General features: G+C 66.4%; 19 protein-coding genes. 10 read left to right on the top strand and 9 right to left on the bottom strand.

The genetic code is table 11. The annotated features are described in order from the left end of the window. The first annotated feature begins 36 nt into the window (after window positions 1-36). The 3 genes from QF040_RS26050 to QF040_RS26040 all read left to right on the top strand — a co-directional run bounded on the left by QF040_RS26050 (window position 37) and on the right by QF040_RS26040 (window position 3826). Window positions 37-624 (top strand): GDP-mannose pyrophosphatase, encoded by a 588-nt coding sequence (locus QF040_RS26050; RefSeq protein WP_429613420.1) that lies wholly within the window; start codon window positions 37-39, stop codon window positions 622-624. Between the two features lie 28 nt (window positions 625-652). Next, complete coding sequence (gene dacB / locus QF040_RS26045) at window positions 653-2077, top strand: D-alanyl-D-alanine carboxypeptidase/D-alanyl-D-alanine endopeptidase (protein ID WP_429613419.1); 1425 nt, start codon at window positions 653-655, stop codon at window positions 2075-2077. Between the two features lie 165 nt (window positions 2078-2242). Then, entirely contained in the window at window positions 2243-3826 is a 1584-nt protein-coding gene (locus QF040_RS26040) for an alpha/beta hydrolase family protein (RefSeq protein ID WP_429613418.1), read from the top strand. Window positions 3827-3924: 98 nt separating this feature from the next. Here the strand turns inward: QF040_RS26040 and QF040_RS26035 are convergent, their stop codons facing one another. The 3 genes from QF040_RS26035 to purE are packed head-to-tail and all read right to left on the bottom strand — an operon-like array spanning window position 3925 to window position 6664. After that, window positions 3925-4926, bottom strand: a complete 1002-nt coding sequence (locus QF040_RS26035) for an L-threonylcarbamoyladenylate synthase (RefSeq protein WP_429613417.1) — start codon at window positions 4924-4926, stop codon at window positions 3925-3927. Then, on the bottom strand, window positions 4923-6116 hold the full coding sequence (locus QF040_RS26030; protein WP_429613416.1) for a 5-(carboxyamino)imidazole ribonucleotide synthase: 1194 nt from the start codon (window positions 6114-6116) through the stop codon (window positions 4923-4925). The genes QF040_RS26035 and QF040_RS26030 overlap by 4 nt, the downstream gene beginning before the upstream one ends. Next, window positions 6113-6664 (bottom strand): 5-(carboxyamino)imidazole ribonucleotide mutase, encoded by a 552-nt coding sequence (gene purE, locus QF040_RS26025; RefSeq protein ID WP_429613415.1) that lies wholly within the window; start codon window positions 6662-6664, stop codon window positions 6113-6115. The genes QF040_RS26030 and purE overlap by 4 nt, the downstream gene beginning before the upstream one ends. A gap of 36 nt (window positions 6665-6700) precedes the next feature. Here purE and QF040_RS26020 point away from each other — a divergent pair, with 36 nt between their 5' ends. From QF040_RS26020 to QF040_RS26005, 4 genes are all read left to right on the top strand, one after another. Next, the gene (locus QF040_RS26020) at window positions 6701-7621 is read left to right on the top strand and encodes a tetratricopeptide repeat protein (RefSeq protein WP_429613414.1); all 921 of its coding nucleotides are present in this window, start codon (window positions 6701-6703) and stop codon (window positions 7619-7621) included. Window positions 7622-7746: 125 nt separating this feature from the next. Further along, the gene (locus QF040_RS26015; RefSeq protein ID WP_013544157.1) at window positions 7747-8055 is read left to right on the top strand and encodes a helix-turn-helix domain-containing protein; all 309 of its coding nucleotides are present in this window, start codon (window positions 7747-7749) and stop codon (window positions 8053-8055) included. A gap of 41 nt (window positions 8056-8096) precedes the next feature. After that, complete coding sequence (locus QF040_RS26010) at window positions 8097-9386, top strand: type II toxin-antitoxin system HipA family toxin (protein ID WP_429614696.1); 1290 nt, start codon at window positions 8097-8099, stop codon at window positions 9384-9386. Between the two features lie 65 nt (window positions 9387-9451). Continuing rightward, a complete protein-coding gene (locus QF040_RS26005; protein ID WP_257863253.1) occupies window positions 9452-9892 on the top strand; it encodes an META domain-containing protein in 441 nt (146 codons plus the stop codon). Between the two features lie 57 nt (window positions 9893-9949). Here QF040_RS26005 and QF040_RS26000 read toward each other — a convergent pair whose 3' ends face one another. Both QF040_RS26000 and QF040_RS25995 read right to left on the bottom strand, forming a co-directional pair. Then, window positions 9950-11461, bottom strand: coding sequence for a hypothetical protein (locus QF040_RS26000; RefSeq protein ID WP_429613413.1), 1512 nt, complete (start codon window positions 11459-11461; stop codon window positions 9950-9952). Window positions 11462-11474: 13 nt separating this feature from the next. After that, the gene (locus QF040_RS25995) at window positions 11475-13469 is read right to left on the bottom strand and encodes a carboxypeptidase-like regulatory domain-containing protein (RefSeq protein ID WP_429613412.1); all 1995 of its coding nucleotides are present in this window, start codon (window positions 13467-13469) and stop codon (window positions 11475-11477) included. A gap of 369 nt (window positions 13470-13838) precedes the next feature. On the opposite strand from QF040_RS25995, the gene QF040_RS25990 reads away from it, so the two are divergent. From QF040_RS25990 to QF040_RS25980, 3 genes are read left to right on the top strand one after another with little or no spacing between them, the layout of a single operon-like run. Then, window positions 13839-15623, top strand: a complete 1785-nt coding sequence (locus QF040_RS25990; RefSeq protein WP_429613411.1) for an adenylate/guanylate cyclase domain-containing protein — start codon at window positions 13839-13841, stop codon at window positions 15621-15623. A gap of 15 nt (window positions 15624-15638) precedes the next feature. Beyond that, window positions 15639-16754 carry a phosphatase PAP2 family protein gene (locus tag QF040_RS25985; RefSeq protein ID WP_429613410.1) on the top strand — a complete coding sequence of 372 codons (1116 nt, stop codon included), beginning with the start codon at window positions 15639-15641 and terminating at the stop codon, window positions 16752-16754. 18 nt (window positions 16755-16772) lie between these two features. Continuing rightward, entirely contained in the window at window positions 16773-19007 is a 2235-nt protein-coding gene (locus tag QF040_RS25980) for a S8 family serine peptidase (protein ID WP_429613409.1), read from the top strand. Here QF040_RS25980 and QF040_RS25975 read toward each other — a convergent pair. The 4 genes from QF040_RS25975 to fba all read right to left on the bottom strand — a co-directional run bounded on the left by QF040_RS25975 (window position 18973) and on the right by fba (window position 22485). Beyond that, window positions 18973-19608: a Crp/Fnr family transcriptional regulator gene (locus tag QF040_RS25975; protein ID WP_429613408.1), complete on the bottom strand. Its 636-nt coding sequence runs from the start codon at window positions 19606-19608 to the stop codon at window positions 18973-18975. The genes QF040_RS25980 and QF040_RS25975 overlap by 35 nt on opposite strands. A 40-nt stretch (window positions 19609-19648) precedes the next feature. Further along, window positions 19649-20311: a helix-turn-helix transcriptional regulator gene (locus QF040_RS25970; protein WP_429613407.1), complete on the bottom strand. Its 663-nt coding sequence runs from the start codon at window positions 20309-20311 to the stop codon at window positions 19649-19651. 95 nt (window positions 20312-20406) lie between these two features. Continuing rightward, window positions 20407-21312: a phosphoribosylaminoimidazolesuccinocarboxamide synthase gene (locus tag QF040_RS25965; RefSeq protein ID WP_307646042.1), complete on the bottom strand. Its 906-nt coding sequence runs from the start codon at window positions 21310-21312 to the stop codon at window positions 20407-20409. A gap of 108 nt (window positions 21313-21420) precedes the next feature. After that, the gene (fba, locus tag QF040_RS25960) at window positions 21421-22485 is read right to left on the bottom strand and encodes a class II fructose-bisphosphate aldolase (protein WP_013544161.1); all 1065 of its coding nucleotides are present in this window, start codon (window positions 22483-22485) and stop codon (window positions 21421-21423) included. Between the last annotated feature and the right edge of the window lie 55 nt (window positions 22486-22540).

Genomic DNA, 22540 nt, shown 5'->3' with positions numbered 1-22540 from the left:
TGCACGAATTTGCATTCACGCCTATGCTCGCCGCCCATGACCATTCATGACCGCGTCCGGGTGCACGAAGTCACCCTCCTATCCGACAACTGGTACACGCTCAAGACCACCCGCTTCGAGTGGCGGCGCAACGACGGCCAATGGCAGCGCATGGACCGCGAGACCTACGACCGCGGCAACGGCGCGACGCTCCTGCCCTACAACCTCGCGCAGCGCACGGTGCTCCTGACGCGGCAGTTCCGCTACCCGGCCTTCGTCAACGGGCACGACGACCTGCTGATCGAGGCTGCCGCGGGCCTGCTCGACGACGCGGCGCCCGAAGAGCGCATCCGCGCCGAGGTCGAGGAAGAACTCGGCTACCGCCTCGGCACGGTGCAGAAGATCTTCGAGAGCTTCATGAGCCCGGGCTCGGTGACCGAGAAGCTGCACTTCTTCATCGCGCCCTACGAGCCCGCGATGCGCATCGGCAGCGGCGGCGGGCTGGCCGAGGAGGGCGAGGACATCGAGGTGCTCGAACTGGGCATCGACGAGGCGCTCGCGATGGTGGCGGACGGCCGCATCGCCGACGCCAAGACGGTGATGCTGCTGTACCACGCGAAGCTGCACGTCTTCGCTGCGGCGTAGTTGTGAACCTGATCGGGATAATCGCCCGATGCCTTTCGCCACCCGCCTGATCCCGTCCCTCTTCGTCTCCCTTGCCACGCTGGTTTCGGCCAGTGCCTTCGCCCAGCAGGCCCTTCCCACCGGCGTCGAAGCCGCCCTGGCGCGCGCCAAGGTGTCGCGCGAAACGGTGACGATGCTGGTGGTCGATGCCGACGGCACCCGCCCGCCGCGCCTGGCCTGGCGCTCGCAGGTGCCGGTGAACCCGGCATCGATGATGAAGCTGGTCACCACCTACGCGGCGCTCGACCTGCTCGGCCCCGCCTACAGCTGGAACACGCCGGTATACATCGAGGGCACGGTGAACAACGGCGTGCTCGACGGCAACCTCTACATCAAGGGCCAGGGCGATCCGAAGCTGGTGCTCGAACGCGTGTGGCTGATGCTGCGCCACGTGCAGGGCCTGGGCATCACCACGGTGAGCGGTGACATCGTGATCGACCGCAGCGCCTTCGAGAACACGGCCGAGAACGACCCGAGCGCCTTCGACGGCGAGCCGCTGCGGCCCTACAACGCGTCGCCGGATGCGCTTCTCATCAACTTCAAGTCGGTCAACATGACCTTCGCGCCCGACCGCGCGGGGCAGATCGCACGCGTGAGCTACGAGCCGCCGCTCGCGAGCGTGGCGATGCCGGCCACCGTGCCGCTCGTGCCCGGCGAATGCGGCGACTGGCGCACCGCGCTCAAGACCGACTTCAGCGACGTCAACCGCATCCGCTTCAACGGCGGCTTCCCGGCTTCCTGCGGCGAGAAGAGCTGGGCCGTGGCGTACGGCGATCCGCGCACCTACAGCCTGCGCGCCATCGGCGGCATGTGGGCCGAGATGGGCGGGCGCGTCGGCGGCCAGATGCGCGAAGGCCGCGTGCCCGCGAACCTGAAGCCGGCCTTCGAATTCGGCTCGCCGCCGCTCGCGGAGGTGATCCGCGACATCAACAAGTACAGCAACAACGTGATGGCGCAGCAGGTGTTTCTGACCATCGGCCTCACGCAGAAGAACCGCGGCACCTTCGAGGCCTCGCGCAGCGCGCTGGGCCAGTGGTGGCGCGACCGCATCGGCACCGGCGAGGCGCAGCCGGTGTTCGAGAACGGCTCGGGCCTGTCGCGCGACGAGCGCATCAGCGCCGCCGCGCTCGGCAAGATGCTGCAGGTGGCATGGCGCTCGCCGGTGATGCCGGAGCTGATGTCCTCGCTGCCCGCCTCGGGCGTCGATGGCACGCTGAAGAAGCGCGCGCTGCGCTCGGGCGGTGCCGCGCACCTGAAGACCGGCACGCTGCGCGACGCCTCGGGCGTGGCCGGCTACGTGCACGGCGCGAGCGGCCGGCGCTATGTGCTGGTGGCCATCGCCAACGGCGAGAACGCAGGCGCCACGCGCGCCGCGTTCGACGCGCTGGTCGACTGGGCTTCTCAGGACAACTGACCGACGACAAAGGGTTGCCTTGCCGCGACTTCGGCCAGCCTTGTACTGAAAACTTCTGTAGGTGTAGGCCGCTTGCGCGCGGCCATGGCGCTGCCCAGAATCGGACGCTCGTTCGGTTCAACACTCAGCGATACAGCGCCACAGCGACACAGCAGGAGACACGCCTTGAACAAGCCGCAACCACAACGACCCACCACCCCGCTGCACAGGACGGCGGCCCTTGCCGGCGTCACGCTGCTGCTCGCAGCCTGCGGAGGCGGCGGAGATGGAGGCGGCATCGGGGTCGGCTTCCCGCCGCCCGTCACCGACACCGGGCGCGGCTCGGTCATCACCAATCCGCCCGCGCAGGTCACGCGGCTGTCGGTCGACCAATTCAAGACGCTGCTCGGCGCCGACGACAAGGGCCGCGCGCTGCTGCAGGTCGCGGGCACGCCCAAGTGCGGCATCGACACGCGCTACCTCGAATACCGCACCGTCGGCGGCAAGGGCGAAGCCACCACCGCCACGGCCGCGATCATGGTGCCCTCGGGCACCGACGTGGCCTGCAATGGCGCGCGGCCGGTGGTGCTCTACGCCCACGGCACGAACGCCGCGCGCGACTACAACCTCGCCAAGTGGACCGACATCAACCAGGCCGCCGCCGGCGAGGGCGTGGTGGTCGCCGCCATGCTCGCAGCCCAGGGCTATATCGTGGTGGCGCCCAACTACGCGGGCTACGACAAGTCGACGCTCGCCTATCACCCGTACCTGAACGGCGACCAGCAGGGCAAGGACATGGTCGATGCGCTCACGGCCGCGCGCAAGACCTTCTCGGGCATCGATGCGAACGATGCGGGCTCGCTCTTCATCACCGGCTATTCGCAGGGCGGCTACGTGGCGATGGCGGCGCACCGCGAGATGCAGGCCACGGGCAGGACGGTGACGGCCTCGGCGCCGCTGTCGGCGCCCTCGGCCATCAGCCTCTTGACCGACTACACCTTCCAGGGCTGGCCGGCGCTGGGCGCGACGCTCTTCGTGCCGCTGCTCTCGACCAGTTGGCAGCAGCAGTTCGGCAACGTCTACAACGCCACCGGCGACGTGTACGAAGCGCAATACGCCACCGGCATCGACACCCTGCTGCCGAGCGCGACGCCCGACACGCTGTTCTCCAGCGGCAAGCTGCCGCAGCTCGCGCTGTTCCCGGCCAATGCGACGCCGGGGCCGGTGAGCCCCGACCTGTCGATCTTCTACGGTGCCAACAACCTGGTGCGCCAGAGCTACCTCACGCAGGCGGCCGGCGATGTCCAGTCCAACCCCTGCCCCGGCAACGCGCTGCCCGCGACGGCGGCATCGCTGAGCTCGACGTCACCGCTCAGTTGCAGCCCCTCGACGGGCTTTCGCAAGGCGGCGCTGGCCAACGACCTGCGCAACTGGGTGCCGACCCGGCCGGTGCTGATGTGCGGCGGCGCCAACGACCCGACGGTGAACTTCGTCAGCACCCGCGCCACGGCGGGCTACTTCCGCGCGAAGGGCATGCCGGCTTCGGCATTGGCGGTGGTGGACCTGGAGGACTCGGGCGCGACCGACGCCTACTCGGCCGCCCGCGCCGGCTTCGCGCAGGCCAAGGGCACGCTCGCGCAGAACACGCCGGGCAGCAACGCCGACAAGGCACGCGCGGTCACGGCCGCGTACCACGGCACGCTGGCGCCGCCGTTCTGCCTGGCGGCAGCGCGCGGGTTCTTCCAGGGTGTGCTGGCCGCCGGGGGTTGAGGCTAGTCCTCAGGCTGCGCGCACTTCGTATCGCGCGCCTTCCTCCTGCCGGGGGCAACGCCTGAGGGCCGGCCAGGCCGGTTCCTCGGTGTTCCGGATCAGGCGGCCGAGGCTCGCTGGAGCCGGTCGCGCACGCCTTCCCACTCGGGCGTATCGGGCGGCGTCTCGACCCAGATCAGCTTGACGCCCTGCGCGTCGAACTCGCGCAGCACCGCGAACAGCTGGTGCGCGCTGGCCGCCGCGTCGTCGGGCATGCGCCGCTGCAGCACGCGCTGCGAACGGCAGCGCAGGCTGGTGCGCGACCAGACGGCGATGTGCGCGGCATTGGCGCCGAGCACGTCGAGCCCGGTCTGCAGCGCCTTCGCATCCATCAACCGCACCTTGGCATTCGGCGCGTAGTGCGCCTCGAGCGTGCCCGAGGCGCGCGGGTCGGGGGTTTCGAGCACGTCGCGGTCGCTGAGCTTTTCGCCGCAGGCCGCTTCGATCTGCGCGCGCGTGATGAGGCCAGGGCGCAGCAGCACGGGCGCACCGCGGCTGCAGTCGACGATGGTCGACTCGATGCCGACCTCGCAGGCGCCGCCGTCGATCACTGGCACCGCCTCGCCGAACTCCTCGTACACATGCTGGGCGGTGGTCGGGCTCACGCGGCCGAAGCGGTTGGCGCTCGGCCCGGCGACGCCCGGCACGCCCTGCTCGGCGCAGGCTTCGAGCAGCGCCTGCGCCACGGGGTGCGAGGGGCAGCGCAGGCCGATGGTGTCCTGCCCGCCCGCGGCCGCCGCGCCCACGCCGGGCTGGCGCGTGACGATCAGCGTGAGCGGACCGGGCCAGAACGCCTGCACCAGCTTCTGCGCGAAGAGCGGCAGCGGCTGGGCGAAGCGCGAGAGCGCCTCGGTGCCCTTCATGCCGGCTGCGACGTGAACGATCAGCGGATGGTCGGCGGGCCGCCCCTTGGCCTTGAAGATCCCTGCCACGGCCGTGTCGCTGCTCGCGTCGGCACCCAGGCCGTAGACGGTCTCGGTCGGGAAGGCGACCAACCCGCCCGCGCGCAGCACGCGCACCGCCTCGGCGATGGCCTCGGGGGATTGGCCGTCGAGGATCATGCGAGGCCGGTCACTTCCACCGGCGGCAGTCCCAGCAGCTGGGCAGCCTGCGAGGCGTTGGCGCGCACGCTCTCCAGCGTGGCGCCGGTGAGGGTCAGGTGGCCCATCTTGCGGCCGGGCCGCGGCTCGATCTTTCCGTAGAGGTGCAGGTGCACGCCGGGCAGCGCGAGCACGTCGCTCCAGCGCGGCGAAACGGGTTTCTCTTCGCCCGAGGTGAACCACAGGTCGCCCAGCAGGTTCAGCATGATCGCGGGGCTGTGCTGGCGCGGCGGCGCGAGCGGCAGGCCGGCGAGGGTGCGCACCTGCAGCTCGAACTGCGACACGTCGCAGGCTTCCATCGTGTAGTGGCCGCTGTTGTGCGGGCGCGGGGCCATTTCGTTGACCACCAGCGAACCGTCGGCCAGCGCGAAGAACTCGACGCACAGCACGCCGACATAGCCCAGGCCGTTGGCGATGCTTTTCGCGGAATTGACCGCGCCCTGCGCCACCGTCTTGGGCATGTTCAGCGCATGCACCTCGGTGACGGCCAGGATGCCGTCGCGGTGCAGATTGCGCTGGGCCGGGAAATGCACGATCTGCCCGTCGCGGCCGCGCGCGAGGATCACCGAGCATTCGAATTCGAGCGGCAGCAGCTTCTCGAGCACGCAGGGCACGCAGCCGGTGGCCTGCCAGGCTTCGACCAGTTCGGCGCGCGTTTTCACGCGCTGCTGGCCCTTGCCGTCGTAGCCGAGGCGCGCGGTCTTCAGGATGCCGGGCAGGAGGTGGTCTTCGATGGCGGCGAGCTGGGCGGCCGTCTCGATGGCCGCGTAGGGCGCGCAGGGCACGCCGCAGCGGGTGAAGTGGGCCTTCTCGGCGATGCGGTCCTGCGCGATGGCGATGGCCGAGGCGGCCGGCGATACCGGGCGTGCCACGGCCAGGTGCTCGAGCGAAGGCGCAGGCACGTTCTCGAACTCGGTCGTCACCGCATCGGCGAGGCCGGCGAGGCGGGCGAGGCCGTCGACATCGGCGTAGTCGCTGTGGATGTGGTGATGGCTCACCCGGCCGGCGGGGCTGTCGGCATCAGGGTCGAGCACCGCCGTGAAGTAGCCCATGCGCTGGGCGGCATGCGCGAACATGCGACCCAGTTGGCCGCCCCCGAGCACGCCGAGCGTGGCGCCCGGGAGGATGGGCAGGTCGCCGTTCTGGGTCACAGGGCACCTCCGCCTTGCGGCGAGAAAGGAGAAACGGCGGGCGCTTCGCCGGCAGGGGCCGATGGCAGCGTCATGGCTTCGGCAGCGGCGGTCTGGGCCGTGCGGAAGGCGTCGAGCTTTGCGCGGAGCGCCGGGTTGTTCACCGCCAGCATCGCCACCGCGAACAGCGCCGCGTTGGCCGCGCCGGCATTGCCGATCGCGAAGGTGGCCACCGGCACGCCCTTGGGCATCTGCACGATGCTGTAGAGGGAATCGACGCCCTGCAGGTGGCGGCTGGCCACCGGCACGCCGAGCACCGGCACCGTGGTTTTGGAGGCCAGCATGCCCGGCAGGTGGGCCGCGCCGCCCGCTCCCGCGATGATCGCGGTGAGCCCGCGCCCGGCGGCGCTTTCGGCGTACGCGAACAGCGCATCGGGCATCCGGTGGGCCGAGACCACCTTTGCTTCGTGCCCGATTCCGAATTGCTGGAGAATCTCGACCGCGTTGCGCATCGTCTCCCAATCGGAGCTCGAGCCCATCACTACACCGACCTGAATGGTTTCGTTCATGGTTTCAATTTTACGTTTCACCCCCAGTTGGTTCCGATGATCGACATCACTCTCGAAAATTTCCAGGCCGAGCTGATCGAAGGCTCCGTCGCCGCGCCGGTGCTGCTGGACATCTGGGCCGAATGGTGCGGCCCCTGCAAACAGCTCGGTCCGGTGCTCGAAAAGCTCGAGGTCGAGTACGCCGGCCGCTTCACCCTGGCCAAGCTCGACGCCGACAAGGTGCCGCAGATTTCGTCGCAACTCTCCGAGATGTTCGGTGTGCGCAGCATCCCGTTCTGCGTGATGTTCAAGGACGGCCAGCCGGTGGACGGCTTCGTCGGCGCCATTCCGGCCGAGAAGATCCGCGAATTCCTCGACAAGCACGTGCCCGGCGCCGACGAGGCCGAAGCCGCTTCGGAAGAAGCCGCCGCGCAGGAAGCGCTGGCCGAGGGCGACACGGAGGGCGCGCTCGAGAAGCTGCAGCACGCGGTGGCCACCGATCCGGCCAACGACGACGCCCGCTTCGACTACATCAAGCTCTTGCTGCAGGAAGGCCGCGTCGACGATGCCAAGGTCGCTTTTGCACCGGTGATCGCCAAGACCACGCTCGTGCGCCGCTTCGACTCGCTGCAGCGCTGGATGGACGCCATCGATTTCGCGGCCCCCGTCACCGGAGCCGCACCCGCGATCGCCGAGTTCGACGCGAAGATCGCCGCCAACAAGCGCGACTTCGAGGCCCGCTTCGGCCGCGCCCGCCTCCTGATGGCCGAACAGCGATGGACCGACGCGATGGACGAACTGCTCGACATCCTCATGCGCGACAAGACCTGGAGTGAAGACCTCGCCCGCAAGACCTACATCGCGATCCTCGATGTGATCGAGCCGCCGAAGGTGAAGGTGGCCGACGGACAGATTCCGCCGGACGACCCGGTCGTGGCCACCTACCGCCGCCGGCTCAGCAGCGTGGTACTGAGCTGAAAACACAAAATGCGCAGCTTGATGCGCATTGAATTGAAAAAGCGACCCTTGGGTCGCTTTTTTATTGCTTGCTCATCCCTAAATAGATAGCATTGCTACTCAATTTAAAGAAAAAGCGTACGCCAATGCTCCAACTCACCGAAGAACTCGAAAAAGCCCGCAAGGCCGGCGGCCTGAGCCAGGAGGCACTGGCCACACAGGCAGGCCTTTCGCGCATGACGGTGCAGCGCATCGAAAGCGGCCAGATCGATCCGCGCCTGTCGACGCTGCTCGAAATGGCGCGCGTGCTGGGGCTCGAATTGATGCCCGTGCCCGCCACCCTGCGCCCGCAGCTCGAGGACTTCGTGCGCTCGGGCGGCCGCCTGCTCGGCCAGCCGGCGGGCGTGGGCGCACCGCCGTCTATTGCGCAGAGCCTGGCTGACGAGAGCCGGTGAGTACGAGCGCCGCGTTCAACACCGGCATCCGCTACCTGCGGATGCATCTGCATGCGCCAGACGGCGGGCGGCGCGCCATCGGCTATCTCTCGCAGTACGGCGACATCCTGCGCGTGTCGTTCGACGAGGCGTACATCGCCGACCCTGGCCGGCCGACGCTCTCGCTCGCCTACCGCGGTGCGGATGAAGCCGCGACCCGCGCGATCCTGGCCTCGGCGCGCGACACCCGCGTCTCGCGCAGCGACGGCCACTGGCCGAGCTACTTCCAGAACCTGCTGCCCGAGGGCCACAACCGCGAACGCCTCGCGCAGCAGCGCGGCTGCGCGGCCGACGACGAGTTCGAGTTGCTGGCCGCAGCCGGCCACGACCTGATGGGCGCGCTCGAGGTCGAGCCGGTGCCGACGGCCGAAGGCATTCCCGACACCGTGCGCCACTGGCACACGGCACTCGGCCTGGACGTGCTGGAGCCCGGCTTCGTCGAAATGCCCGTGGAAGACGCCGCCGCCATCCCCGGCGTGGTGACCAAGTTCTCAGCCGTGCAGGACGGGCGGCGCTACGTGGTGCGGCGCCACGGGGCCGCGGGCTCCTTCATCCTCAAGCTGCCGAGCACGCGGCACCCGGACCTGGTCGACAACGAATTCACCGGCTACCGCCTGTGCGGCGCGCTGGGCCTCGATTGCGCCGAAGCCAGCGTGATCGGCCGCGCCGACGCCGACCTGCCCGAGCAGGTGCGCTTCGAGCAGATCCTCGCGGTGCGCCGCTTCGACCGCACGCCGGAAGGCGGGCGCATCCACATGGAAGAGTTCGCGCAAGTGCTGCAGTACGAGCCCCGGCAGAAATACGGCCGCGGGCTCGCGGTCGACTGGCCCGCGATGCTGCGCGTGCTCGACCGGCTCTCGCCCAATCCGGTGGCGGACGTGCGCGAGTGCGTGCGCCGAATCGTCGCGTTCATCCTGCTGGGCAACAGCGATGCCCACCTGAAGAACTGGGCGCTGCGCTACCCCGACGGCGTGGCGCCGGTGCTCGCGCCGCTCTACGACCCGGTGTGCGTGGCGGCCTTCTTCGAGGACGTGCCGGCCGGCGACTACGGCGTGAACCGCGCGATCGACGCCAAGCTGCGCGCCTTCGACGGGCCGGCGCTCGACGCCCTGCTGCGCTCGGCGGGCCTGCTGCGCCCGGCGCGGCTCATGGCGATTGCCCGCGACACGGTGCGCCAGGCGCAAGCCGAATGGCCCGCGCTGCTCGCCCAGGACGGCACACCGGCCAGCGTGCGGCGCTGCGTGGAGGCCCGGCTGGCGGGCGGCGTGGCGCTGGCGTCATTGGCGAGCTGAGCCGCGTCGCATACGATGGCGCCCGATTTCATCTTGTTGCAGATTCTCAAAAGGAAAGACTGGCCATGCGTTCCTTCGCCCGCCACATTGCGCTCCCCGTGCTTGCAACGGCCGCGCTGCTGACCACCTTGACCGGCTGCGGGAGCGGCATCAGCCTGGACGAACCCATCGAAGGCCCGGTGTGGCGCCTCGCGCAGCTGGGCGACGAGCCCATCGCGCCGGGCGGCGATGCGCAGATCCAGTTCGACCGCAGCAGCGGGCGCGTGAGCGGATCGGGCGGATGCAATCGCGTGTCGGGCACGTTCACCCGCAGCGGCATCACGTTGAAGATCGGGCAGCTGGCCTCCACGCGCATGGCCTGCGCCGACCCGGTGCGCGGGGCCAACGAGGCGCAGTTCCTCTCGGCGCTGCAGAGCACGACGAGCTACAGCCTTGCGCCGGGGCGGCTGGCGCTGCTCGACGCCGGTGGGCGGACGGTGGCGACGTTGAGCAGCACGGGGCGCTGACCTGCACCCATCACCGCTCGAATCACCGGAAGGTTCGCGAGCCTGCGCCCGCGGGCATCAGGCCTTCTTTGGCTTGGCAGTGCAAAGGCGGACCGCGCCGATACCCGCCTCGACCCTCGCGATGTCGAGCTCGCCCGCCACGGACTTGACCGCTGTATCGAATTCCGGTTTCTCCGCGCTGAATTTCTTGCGCAAGTCACCACTGGCCTTGGTGGCGACTTCTCCAACGACACGTTCATAGCGATCGAGCTTGGCGACAAAGCCGACAGTGGCCCTTCTTGCGTCTTCCAGCGCATCGGCCGTGCTGCGTTCGTCCGTTCCCGTTGCCTTGGCTTGCAGGGCTGCGTTCCGGGTCCGGGTCAAGGTCTCCGCGATGACCTTGGCATCGGCAAAGCAACCGAAAGCTGTCGCACCCTCCTTGTCCGCAAACTGCGTCCCGAGCGCCGAACGCAGCAATTTCAACGCAGCGGTCAACGTGGCCACCGCCGCTGGCGTGGACTTGTCCCCGATCACGCCCATGAGATCGTTCTCCAGCAATTTCAGCGTCCGCTCGATCCGCCCGAGGGACTGCGCAGCAGCCGCCACGACGTCCGTTCCACGTGTCGCGTCATAGGCCGATCCGGCACCACCGCGCAGCACCGCATCACCTGTGGCCAAGGGCGCCCCGCCCACCAACAAGGAGCTCGCTTCGATGTTCAGCGCCGCGGCCAGCTTGTTGAACTCGCCCACGGCATTCACATCCCCGGACGCCAACGCGCGGGCAAGCCTGTCCTTGAGCAACGCCCGGTTGATGGCGTCGCGCCCCGGCTCGTTGAGCCTCTGCAGCGCTTCGTTGGCCTGCTCCAGCCCATTGACAATGTTGCAGGACGCGTCGTAGCGCACGCCATCGGCCACGGCGGCGGCAATGTCGTAGCGCTCATAAGGTTGCGCCTGTGCCGCCTGCAGTTGGAGTCGCAGTTCCTTGCGCTTTTCGTCGATGGCCTTCGTGATCACGGAGACGGCCAGATTGGCGTAGTACTCGTTGTTGTACTCGGCGCGCACACCCGACGCCAGCGCGCTCAGACCCGACAGATTCTGGGCAGCCCGGATGCCGGGCACCAACGCGCCCGCGGTGGCCAGCACGCTGCTGCCGATGGCGAAGTAGAAATTCTTGTCGGCGTTCTCCTTCTTGAGGTACTGGAAAAATCGGCCGCATCGCCGCTCGGAGGCGGCGACCAGGCGGTTCAGCACAAGATTGCGGCGCACCTCGGGTGCGACATCGTCCGGGTGCGCCGCGAAGCTGGCGAAAACCCGGTCGTAGCGAACAGAGAAAGACAGCTTGCCCCAGCTCTCGCGTCCGCCGCCACCTCCACCCTCGCGTTCATACGATTGCCTCGTCAGGTCCTTCGGGTCGAGCAGCTCGATCAAATTGATCTGCTCGAGCACATGGTGGGTGACCGGCTCGATGCCGGAGCGGTTCAGGTCCTCCCAATTGCTGTCGGACGTACGGTCGTACTTGTTCGTGCCACAGGCGCCGAGCAAGACGATGCACCCCAAACCCAGAAGGCGAAGCAGTCGCGTGGTGATCATGGCGTCCCCAGCTTCATTGCAGCTTGTAGAGGCCCAGCAGCCTGCTCATCTCGACCTGCCGCGAACTGCGCGCCCAGAGCTCGAAGCTGTTGATGGTGCTGCCCTCGGCGTACTGCGGGGCGCCGAAGCGCGAGTCGCAATGCGCATCTGCTGCGGTCTGCGGCGAGCAGAAGAGCTGCGCCTTCCGCGCCTGGCCACTGACGCCGGTGGTGTCGTTGAAGCGGGCACCGGCGGGCGCGCGGCCCAGGGCGCTGAACGAGGTCGGTGCCAAGGCGCCGACTGGCACGACCCAGCCATCCTGATTGCCATCGGCGCTGAAGTCGACGATGTTCGGTTCCGCCTGGCTCGGCGCACCGAATGCGAAGTCGCCGGTGGCCTTGCTCGCGGCGACCAGCTCGGCACGCAGCGCCGGGGTGATCTCCGCAAAGGCCGACTGTCTAATCTCTCCGATCGTCAGCGACCGCGACAACGTGCGATGGTGCTGCACCACGTTCTGTACGGCACTGTCGACGTGGACGAACTCCAGTGTCCACGCGCCCTGGTTGTTCAGTGCGGCGATTCGCGCATCGGTGTACTGCGGGCTGACGAAATAGATGCCGCCTTCCTTTTCGCTCGGGTTGCCGGGCGTGGCCGCGTCCTGGTATTCGCCGCGCAGACGGAAGACCGGAGTCGCCGTGGGCGTGACGCCATCGTCGCGCGTCACCACCAGGTAAGACAGACCCGGCTGCGGCAGGTAGATGCGCTGCTCGCCGGTGGGCGCAGTCACCTTCACCTGGCTGAACACCGGGCTGCCGGCGCCATCGGTGCGGTTGTCGATGCTGATGTTGTAGCCGGTGGTGAAGGAACTGAAGGCCGGCGTGTTGAGCAATTCGCGGTTCTGCGCAAAGGGGCGCACGCTGACGTTGTAGGCATTGCTGTTGCCCGTGAGCTTGAGCACGCCCCCGACCTCGCGCGCTGCGAGGGTGTCTGTGTCGGTGTTGCCCGACGCGTCGGTCCACCGGTAGCTCAGGATCATGGTGCTGCCGTCGCGGAAGAACTCGACGTTGCCCTGCTCCCATTGGAGTCCCGTCGCGCCCGCGCGGAACAGGCTTGCAAAAGCGCCCGCGTTGTTTGCGTTGCGCCCGACCTCTCGGCCATTGGCGACGTAGCTGGCCGGATCGTCCCCCTCGAACAGCGTGCGGCAGGCCGGCGCGATGACATCGGCCGCGGTACCGATGGCATTGCCCGCATCGCTGTTCGCGTTGACACGCTGCGACAGCGGCAGCACATAGCAGGCGGTCAGGCGCTTCAACAGGTCGGACACCACGCCTGGTGCGGGCACGGGCGCAAGTTGTTGCGCAGTCAGCGCGGCTGGCAACGCCGGGATCGCCACATCGCTGCTGCGAAACACGATCGACAGCGGTGCGCTGTCGGCCGCTGCGGGCAGTGTCTTGACGGTGATTTCGACATTGGCGGAGGAGCCATCGGGTCGCACGCTGACCGAGATGGTGTCGAGCAACTTGTCCTGGCCTGTGCCATCGGCGGAGAACACGCCACCGATCGGATCGATGTTTTCGCTCAGGCCCAAGGCCCTCAACAGGGGCTGCAACGCGGCGATCAACGCACTCACCTGAACCCGCAAGGTGTCGGCAGTCACGGTCTCTGGGCCCGACTGGATCGCAGCGGCCAGATTACCCGGATGGCCCTGCGGCGCGAGCCTGGACACGACGATCGTGGTCAGCGGCGTCACGTTGGCGGTGCCATCGGCCGAACTCGCCACGGCGCTGTAGAGAACCTGCTCGTCGCGTGCAGCGCGTATGACCAGCGGCACCTTGGTGCCGGCTGGCAGGGTGCAGCGATAGCTTCCACCGGAATCGGTAGTGGTGCTGCAGACCGTTGCCCCCGTAGCATCGGTCACAGTGATCGCAGCCTGCACGAATGCGGCACCCGTGGCCGCCACACCGCTGAGCGTGCTGCTCGATGCCACGGGGGATGGCTCGACCGGTGTGCCGCCGCCGATCGGCCCCATGGGCCAACCGCCTGCGCCACTCCCGCCGCCTCCGCCGCCACAGGCCGCAAGAACCACAGAAAACGCACCGATGACTGCCCCACGGCGGGTGGAAGAAAAAAGTATCTGCTTCATGGAAACCTCTCGGCTTTGTGTGACAAGCCGGAATCCGACACGGACTCCGATGCCGAGCAGTGTTCTGGCCCTGGCCTCGAGGCACATCCCCTTCGCGGAGGAGACAAGGTGCGGTGAAACGCCTAGTTGTGAAATGTGTACCAAAGTCACAACATCCCGTTACTATCGCGAAAAAGAACTACGAGGCGCCCGCCGCCTCATTTCGCGGATTGCTCCATCCTGGGGAGGATGACCTTGTCGTCAAGGGACACCAACATGCCTGCATCGGCCGTTGCCGGGTTCAACCTTCAACGCCACCGCAAGGTGGTGCTGATCGTCGATCTCGTCGAATCGGTCAGTCTCATGCAGGCGGATGAACTGGGCGTGATCCAGCGTTGGCAAGCGTTTCTTGCCCACGTGAACCAGGTCATCCTGCCGGCCAACAAAGGGCGGCTTGTGAAAAGCTTGGGGGATGGGTTGCTGGTGGAGTTCGATGCCGTGCCGCTCGCTGCTGCGGCGGCGAATGCCATGCATGCGTGGATGGCGTCGAACATTGCGCCGCTGCGGTCGGGCAAGTCCCTGTCGCTTCGCGCGGGTCTGCATGCCACCGACGTCTACGCCGACGGCATCGACATCTACGGCAACGGCGTGAATCTCGCCGCACGGGTTGCCACTTTGGCTCAGCCGCATCAGACGGCCATGACTGTCGCCGCAAGAGAAGAACTTGTCGACGGACTCGATGCTGACATCGAGGATCTTGGAGAGTGCTATCTGAAGCACATTGACAAGCCGATACGCATCTACCGAATTGGCGCCAACGATGCGCGTCCCACCGCCTCGACCGAAACCAAAGCCCAAACCGCGTCCGACCAAACGGTGGTTGCTGTTCTTCCTTTCGACAATCGACGCGGCGATCCTCAGCACGCCATGGTCGGCGACCTGATCTCAGATGCCGTCATCCATCAACTTGCTCGGACCGAATTGCACGTGCTGTCGCGGCTTTCCTGTGCCGCATTCAAGGGACGCACACTGGATTCCGCGGCCATCGAAAGGCATCTCGGAGCGCGCTATGCACTGACCGGCGCGTTTCATGTGCGCGGTGCGCGCTTGTTCATCAGCTCGGAATTGAGCGATCTGCAGACCGGCGCCGTTCTGTGGACCGATAGCCGCTCAGCAGCGCTGGAAGATCTCTTCGATGCGCAGAGCGAACTCGTAGGCGCCATTGCGAACGGTGCGTATGACACATTGCTCCAGTCGCGTATCAGGCATGCACGCAATCAGCCACCGGAGACACTGGACGACTACTCGCTGCTGGTCGGCGGGATCGCACTCATGCACCGCCAGTCGCATGGCGACTTCGCGCGCGCCCGGCAACTGCTCGAACATCTCACGGAGCGCCGCCCGCGCTTCGGAATGCCTCGAGCCTGGCTCGGGCAGTGGTACGTGATCGGTGTCTCTTCAGGCTGGCTCGGAGATCCGCAGCACGAAGCGAAGCGCGCCATGTTCGAGATCGAGCGCGCATCCGATCGCGATCCGTCCTTGTCATTGGCCATGACGATCAAGGGACAGATCGCGGGCTATTTGCTCAAGGATTTTGACGCGGCCGAGCGTTCGTACCAGATGGCTATTGCAGAGAACCCGAACGAAGCGCTGGCGTGGTTGTTCATGGCTACCCTGAATGCCTGGAAGGGCTTCGGCCAACAGGCGCGCGAAGCCGCGGACAGGGCACTGCTGCTCTCGCCGCTGCACCCTGCCCGCTACTACTACGAATCGCTTGCCGCCACTGCGTATCTCTCGGCGGGCGAATATGCCACGTCGGCGATGCTGGCAGAACGCTCGCTCAGGTCCCATCGCCTGCATGCGTCCACCTACAAGACCCTCGTTGTCGCGAGCGCGATGTGTGGGAACGAAGCGCGCGCCCGAGAGGTCGCCACCGCACTGCTGACCATCGAACCGCTTTTCACGATCGAGCGATTCGTCGCCCGATCCCCAATGGCCAATTCACCACAACTGCAGGAAATCGTGCAAAGCATGCGCATTGCCGGTCTTCCAGCCCACTGACCAGGAACAGAAACCATGAACAAGTTCAGCGCCGAAAACATGTCCGGTATGTCGGGAATGTCTGGCATGTCCGGTATGTCTGGAATGATCACCATGGACTTCACGAACGCAGCCAATACGTTTGCTGGGTATTCAGGAGCCATCAGCAACCCTCTGCTTTACGGCGCCATGGATCTCAGCCGGCAATATGCTTCGCCGGTCCGTGCACCTGAGCCAGTGGAGCCCGTCGCATATCCTGAAAGCTCGCTCCCTGGCTACCTCCAGCAAAACGACGCGAGAACCCGGTTCCACCTGCTCACGCAAGAGTGCCTGGAGGGGTTGAGCGTAGCAAGCCCGCAACCCGAAAACGGTCCTCTCGAAGTTCAACTTCGATACGACGCATCGCCGTGGGTCACGCTCAAACGACCCGACAAGGGAGCATTCGGATCTCAAACAAAGCTCGTTCTGGCACGAAGAGCCGAGCGACCGGAGCGGATGGCGGAAATCATCTCTCAGGTGACGCCCCAGTTCGCGTTCTGGGCCAGCATCTGCAACCTTCATCCCGAGAGAAATCGATACACGATCGAACTGGCACTTGTGCTTCTGCACGTGACGATGCAACTGATCCACCGCATCAAGCATGAGCTTGTGTGCCCTCGGCCGGCTTCATGGAGCGTCGATGTCCAGCCCTGCATCCAGACGCCCGCCTATTTCAGTTGGCCGAGCGGGCACGCCACGGAAGCCTTCTTCTTCGCATCGTTGATGTCGCACCTGCGACCAAACCGGCACTCGCAGAACGAGCGCCTGCATGCGCTGGCCCATCGCATCGCGGACAACCGGGTCGTGGCCGGCTTGCACTTTCCCATCGACACGCCACCGGGCCAGTTTCTGGGGCACCGTCTGGCGGCCTACTTTGCCGCGCGCGCCGGAAACGAGAGCCCACAACCACGGCAGGTCGACTGCTGGTCTTTGGCTGGGAACCAGCTGCCCGACAGCAATCCCGAGATATCGAGGGCCAACGATTCGGGTATCCACCTTCTCGAAGGGAGTGGGGTCACGCGCGGCGTCGATGGCACGCCTGTGATCGAGGTCGAGGAGTCCAAGTCGCTCCATTGGCTTTGGCACAAAGCGCAAGAAGAAATTTCTTACTGAACTTCCAGGGAGATTTCGATGCCCGAACCCACGCCCACGCCCACGCACACCGTCGTTGCCGCATTGACGCAAGACCCCTATGTGGAGTGGGCTCTGTTGAAAGGATTGAAGTTCACCATCTGCGGCTTGCCCTCTCCCGAACCCAAAAGCTTGCAGTTGGTGCTCGAGTGCGATGAAGCGCTCAAGGACGACCTCCAAGCTCAGGCGCAGGGAACAAGTGGGCCGTATGCCGAGTACTTCAGCGTAGCCTTTCATGAGATTGCCGATGGTGATCACGGCAAGAAGATCTACAGCGTCTCCGCAAACGCTGACCATGTTGTGGGCTGGCGCGAAAAGGGGATGCTTCTCGCCGCTCATGCAGAGTACTCGACCGCGCGCGCCGTGCCGATTGACGAAGTCCTGAACTGGTTTCCGCCTGTGCTCGCCTTTGAACCACCCGAAGCAGCGTGGTCAAGCGCCCTTCAGGTGAACGCGTCTGTACAACCGTTGACCGGCAATGTCATGGTCATCATTGACGATGGACTGGCCTTCCTGCATGACGCCTTTCGCAAATCGGACGGCAAATCCACGCGGATCGCTTACTTCTGGGACCAAGATCCCTCACACGTCGTGGTTCAGCAATCAGGCGGGCAGATAGAGGAGTTCGTGCTGGGCAAGTCACCCGGACGCTATCCAACCGAATGGAGCCCGGTGGACGACTTCGCCTACGGACGAGAGCTCGCCGCCGCAAAGATCGACACGCTCATCGAGAACCTCTCCGACAGCCGGTCCGAAACCCGGATGTACGGCGACCTTCGCTACGACCGCGTACGGCTCGCACTCGCGCACGGGACCCACGTGGCGGATCTGGCCGCTGGGAGGCAACCTCCAAGGCACGGTCCCGCTGCCGCAGACGATGCAGGCTCCGACGCAACGCACATCGTCATGGTCCAGCTTCCGCCTCTGGTCTCGCAGGACACGTCGGGCGGGGGGCTCGCGAAACATGTGCTGGACGCGCTCACCTACGCCTTGCGCAAGATCGACAGCACGGCCAGCGTGGTCGTGAATCTCAGCTTCGGCGCAACGGGAGGTCCGCACAACGGCAGCAGCCTGTTCGAACGCGCGCTAGACAGCATCATTCAACGCGAGCGCGGCAAGGGGCGGGACTTTGCATTGGTACTCCCGGCCGGCAATCACTTCGACGCTGCGGGGCACGCGGCAGGGGTCGTCCGGCCAGCATCACCGGTCCAACTTGGTTGGCAGGTGCGGGTCGAAGACCCGACCGAGAGTTTCTGCGAGCTGTGGATCGAGACAAACCGCATCGGAGATGTGATGGTCGATCTGATGAAACCGGACGGCTCCCACGGCGGTCGAGCCCAGGTCGGCATGACCGTGTTCGATGGCGACACCGTTGAGTCGTCTTGCTGTGCCATTTCCACGTCGACAGGCAGCGTCCCCTCGGCCCCCGCGATGTCCTTGATCCTGATTTCGTTGCTTCCGACGCGTCTCGAAAAAGATTGTTCGGCTTCTGCACCGCATGGGCTATGGAGCATCAAGTTGTCCATTGCAGACTGGAAGACGCCCGTTGCCTTCGACGCATGGATTCAGCGCGACGAAGCCATTCCGGGTGCGCGCTATAACGCGCGGCAATCGCTGTTTCTGTCCACGCGCCCACGCCAGCCGGCCACGGTCGACGACGTCGCGGAGGATCCGGTCAAGCGTCGCGGCACCGGCAACAGCATTTCCAACGGTCTGCATCCCATCGTCGCAGGAGCCTGCTACGCAACGTCGGGGCTTCCATCGCCGTATACGGCCGCCCGTGTCTCTGTTCTATGCAACGGGCGGCACCAATGGCCGGATCTCGTGGCACCCGGAGACCAAGCAGAGGCCGCCCCTGGCCTGCTCGCCGCCGGTTCGCGCAGCGGCACGACCATACGGATGAACGGGACCAGCGTTGCCGCCCCTCAGGTTGCGCGCGCCATCCTGAATCTGTTCGCAGGCAACAGAGGCGGGCCGTCGTCCAAACCGCCGTCCCCGGGCATGGACAGCGCGGAGATCACCGATGCGCTGCTGGCGGGGACAAACCAAGGCTGCCGGATCAATTCGGTCAAGGCACCACTCAGCCCGCTGTTACCGCTGGATCCGCTCACACAAGCCCGAATCGGCGCGGGCTGGTTGAATGTGGGCTGTGACAGCATGGCCTCCATGCCGGTCACCGCCAACTCGGCGAGCCGCCTGGCTACCAGCGCGCGGGAAGGTCGCCCACAAGAATGAGCATCCGCCGGTCAACGGCGATGTAGCCACCTTCCTCCAGGTCCTTCATCAACCGACTGACCATCTCCCGCGAGCACCCGATCTCGCTAGCAATCGCCTGGTGCGTCAACCGCTCCGCAATGCAACGCCCCCCATCCGGCTGCATCTGCGCCCGCTCCTCGAGCAGCCGCTTCAACCGGCTGTAGACATCCAGCAGCGCGATGCTGCGGGTGCTCTCGGTCGCCAGCCGCGCGCGCCGGATCAGGCGCACGACAAGCTCCAGCGCGAACTCCGGATCGCGCGCCAGGTGCCGCAGCATCGTTTCCCGCGTGAGCACCGCGCACACCGTGGGCTCGGCCGCCTGCACGCTGGCCGAGCGCTGGCCCCCGTCGAGCGACATCTCGCCGACGTAGTCGCCAGGGCCGTGATAGCCGAGCGTGATCTCGCGGCCGCGGGCGTCCGAGACGTAGGCGCGCAGCCGGCCGCTGAGCACCACAAAAATGGTGTCGCCCGCGTCGCCTTCCTGAATCAGCAGGGTGTGCGTGCGATAGCGCCGCTGCACGCCGAGCGCGGCCAGTTTCAGGACCGCTGGCGGCAGTTCGGGCGGGGCAGGCGTCGGCATGCGCGGACTATAGCCGCGCCCTCTGACACCGCCGCCGGGGTTAGCTGGGGGCGGCGATCCGCAATGCAGACATCAACTGCGGCATGCGCGATACGCGATGCACGACCTCGCGAATGCTGGTGCTCCCGGTCTTCAGGCGAACGTTCTTGATGTGGGTGCGCACGGTCGACAGGCAGACCCCTTGCTGGCTGGCGATTTCTTCGGCGCGCTGCCCCGCACAGAGCTGCGCCAGCACGGCTTGCTCGGCGCGCGTGAGTTGCCTGGCCCGCGCGAACATCTGCATGGTGAGCGCCTCGCAGCCATCGGCGCGGCTGCACATGACGAGCACGGCGTCGATACCGCGCGAGGCCAGGGGAACGAAGGCCAGCGAAAGCGGCCAGTTGGCATGCTCGAGTTCGACCAGGCTTCGGCAGCCGCGCCCCGCATCCTGGAGCGCACGCCGAACCGCGGTTCGGCCGACGGGTTGCGTGGCGCAAAGCAGGCCGTCGATGCTGCACAGGGCGCGCTGTCCCGACAGTTCGCGCCGCGCCAACTGGTTGGAATGCAGGATGCGGCCGCTCATGTCGACCAGCAGCAGGCCGTGGTCGATTTCGTCGAGCACGCAGGCCAAGAGGCCGGCTTGCCACACATCCGGTGGCGGCATCGGCGTCGCATGCTCTGTGGGGCTGCTGTGAGGCAACCGCACATCGGTGGCAGAGCTCATCTTGTTTCTCCTCATCTGTAGGGATGAAGAAAGTGTCTGAAATCCCTGCCCTCGCGGATGGGCACTATTGCCGAGGCGTTTGTGACTTATTCACATCAGCCGGTGAGACGCTCCAGCGCCTCACGGTACTTGGCAGCAGTCTTCTCGATCACCTCAGCCGGCAGGCGCGGCGCCGGCGGCGTCTTGTCCCAGGGCTTGCCGTTGATCTTCGTGGCCTCGAGCCAGTCGCGCACGAACTGCTTGTCGTAGCTCGGGGGATTCGTGCCGGCGGCCAGCGCGGCTTCGTAGCCTTCCACGGGCCAGTAGCGCGAGCTGTCGGGCGTGAGCACCTCGTCCATCAGCACCAGCGTGCCGGCTTCGTCCAGGCCGAACTCGAACTTGGTGTCGGCAATGATCATTCCCTTGGTGAGGGCGATCTGCGCAGCGGTTTCGTAGATGGCGATGCTGGTCTCGCGGATCTGCTGCGCCAGCTTGGGGCCGACGATCTCGACCACGCGGTCGTAGCTGATGTTCTCGTCGTGCTCGCCGGCCGCGGCCTTGGCGGCGGGCGTGAAGATCGGGCGCGGCAGCTTGCTCGCGTTGGTCAGGCCCTCGGGCAGCGGCACGCCGCAGACTGAGCGGCTTTCCTGGTACTCCTTCCACCCGCTGCCGGCGAGATACCCGCGCACCACGGCCTCGACCGGGATCGGCTTCAGGCGCTTCACCAGCATCGAACGTTGGGTGACTTGCGGTACTTCCTCGGCAGTGACCACGCTCTCGGGCGCATCGCCGGTCAGATGGTTCGGGCAGAGCTGGCCGAGCCGCTCGAACCACCACAGCGCCATCTGCGTGAGGATCTCGCCCTTGCCGGGAATCGGCTCGCCCATGATCACGTCGAAGGCGCTGAGCCGGTCGCTCGCGACCATCAGGATGCGGTCCTCGCCGACGGCGTAGTTGTCGCGCACCTTGCCGCGCGCAAGCAGGGGCAGGCTCTGGATGGAGGAGGTGTGGACGGTGGTCATGGGCGCAAAGAGGGGGAGATGCTGTGGGGAAACGGGTGACGGGAAAGCGGATTGTGCGCGCAGAAAAAAGCCACCGCGAACGGTGGCCTTCGGATCGCAGGGAAGTTTTTAGACGACTTCCTGCGCCAGCTCGCCCTTGGCGTACTTGGCGGCGACCACTTGCAGCGTGTCGCCCTTGATCTTGGCGCCCTGGCCTTCGCAGCCGAACTCGATGTAGCGCTGCTTGCAGATCAGCTTGGCGGCTTCGCGCGCGGGCTTGAGCCACTCGCGGGCGTCGAACTTCTCGGGGTTCTCGGCGAGGAACTTGCGCACCGCGCCGGTCATGGCCAGGCGGATGTCGGTGTCGATGTTGATCTTGCGCACGCCGTGCTTGATGGCTTCCTGGATTTCCTTGACGGGCACGCCGTAGGTTTCCTTCATGTTGCCGCCGTACTGGCGAATGATCGCCAGCAGTTCCTGCGGCACGCTCGAGGAGCCGTGCATCACCAGGTGGGTGTTGGGAATGCGGCGGTGGATTTCCTTGATGCGGTCGATCGCCAGGATGTCGCCGGTGGGCTCGCGGGTGAACTTGTAGGCGCCGTGGCTGGTGCCGATGGCGATGGCCAACGCGTCGATCTGGGTGCGCTTGACGAAGTCGGCGGCCTGCTCGGGGTCGGTGAGCAGCTGCTCGCGCGTCATGGTGTCGTCGGTGCCGTGGCCGTCTTCCTTGTCGCCCTTCATGGTTTCGAGCGAGCCGAGGCAGCCGAGCTCGCCTTCGACGGTCACGCCCAGGCGGTGGGCCATGTCGGACACCTTCTTGGTGACGTCCACGTTGTAGTCGTAGCTGGCGATGGTCTTGCCGTCGGCCTCGAGCGAACCGTCCATCATGACCGAGCTGAAGCCCAGGTCGATGGCGCCCTTGCAGACGTCGGGGTTCTGGCCGTGGTCCTGGTGCATGACCAGCGGGATGTTCGGGTACTGCTCGATCGCGGCCTGGATCAGGTGCTTGATGAAGGCTTCGCCGGCGTATTTGCGGGCGCCTGCACTGGCTTGCAGGATGACGGGCGCGCCGGTTTCCTTGGCGGCCTCCATCACGGCCTGGACCTGTTCGAGATTGTTGACGTTGAAGGCCGGGATGCCGTAGCCATTGGCTGCGGCGTGGTCCAGCAGTTCGCGCATCGAGACGAGTGCCATGGGAAATACCTCGCGGGAATTAGGGGAAAAAGAAGGCTGAAAGACGAGAAAAACT

It is taken from the genome of Variovorax sp. W2I14, from assembly GCF_050435205.1.
Taxonomy (GTDB): domain Bacteria; phylum Pseudomonadota; class Gammaproteobacteria; order Burkholderiales; family Burkholderiaceae_C; genus Variovorax; species Variovorax paradoxus_C.
The sequence above is the reverse complement of the archived record's forward strand: the minus strand, read 5'-3'. Positions and strand labels throughout refer to the sequence as shown.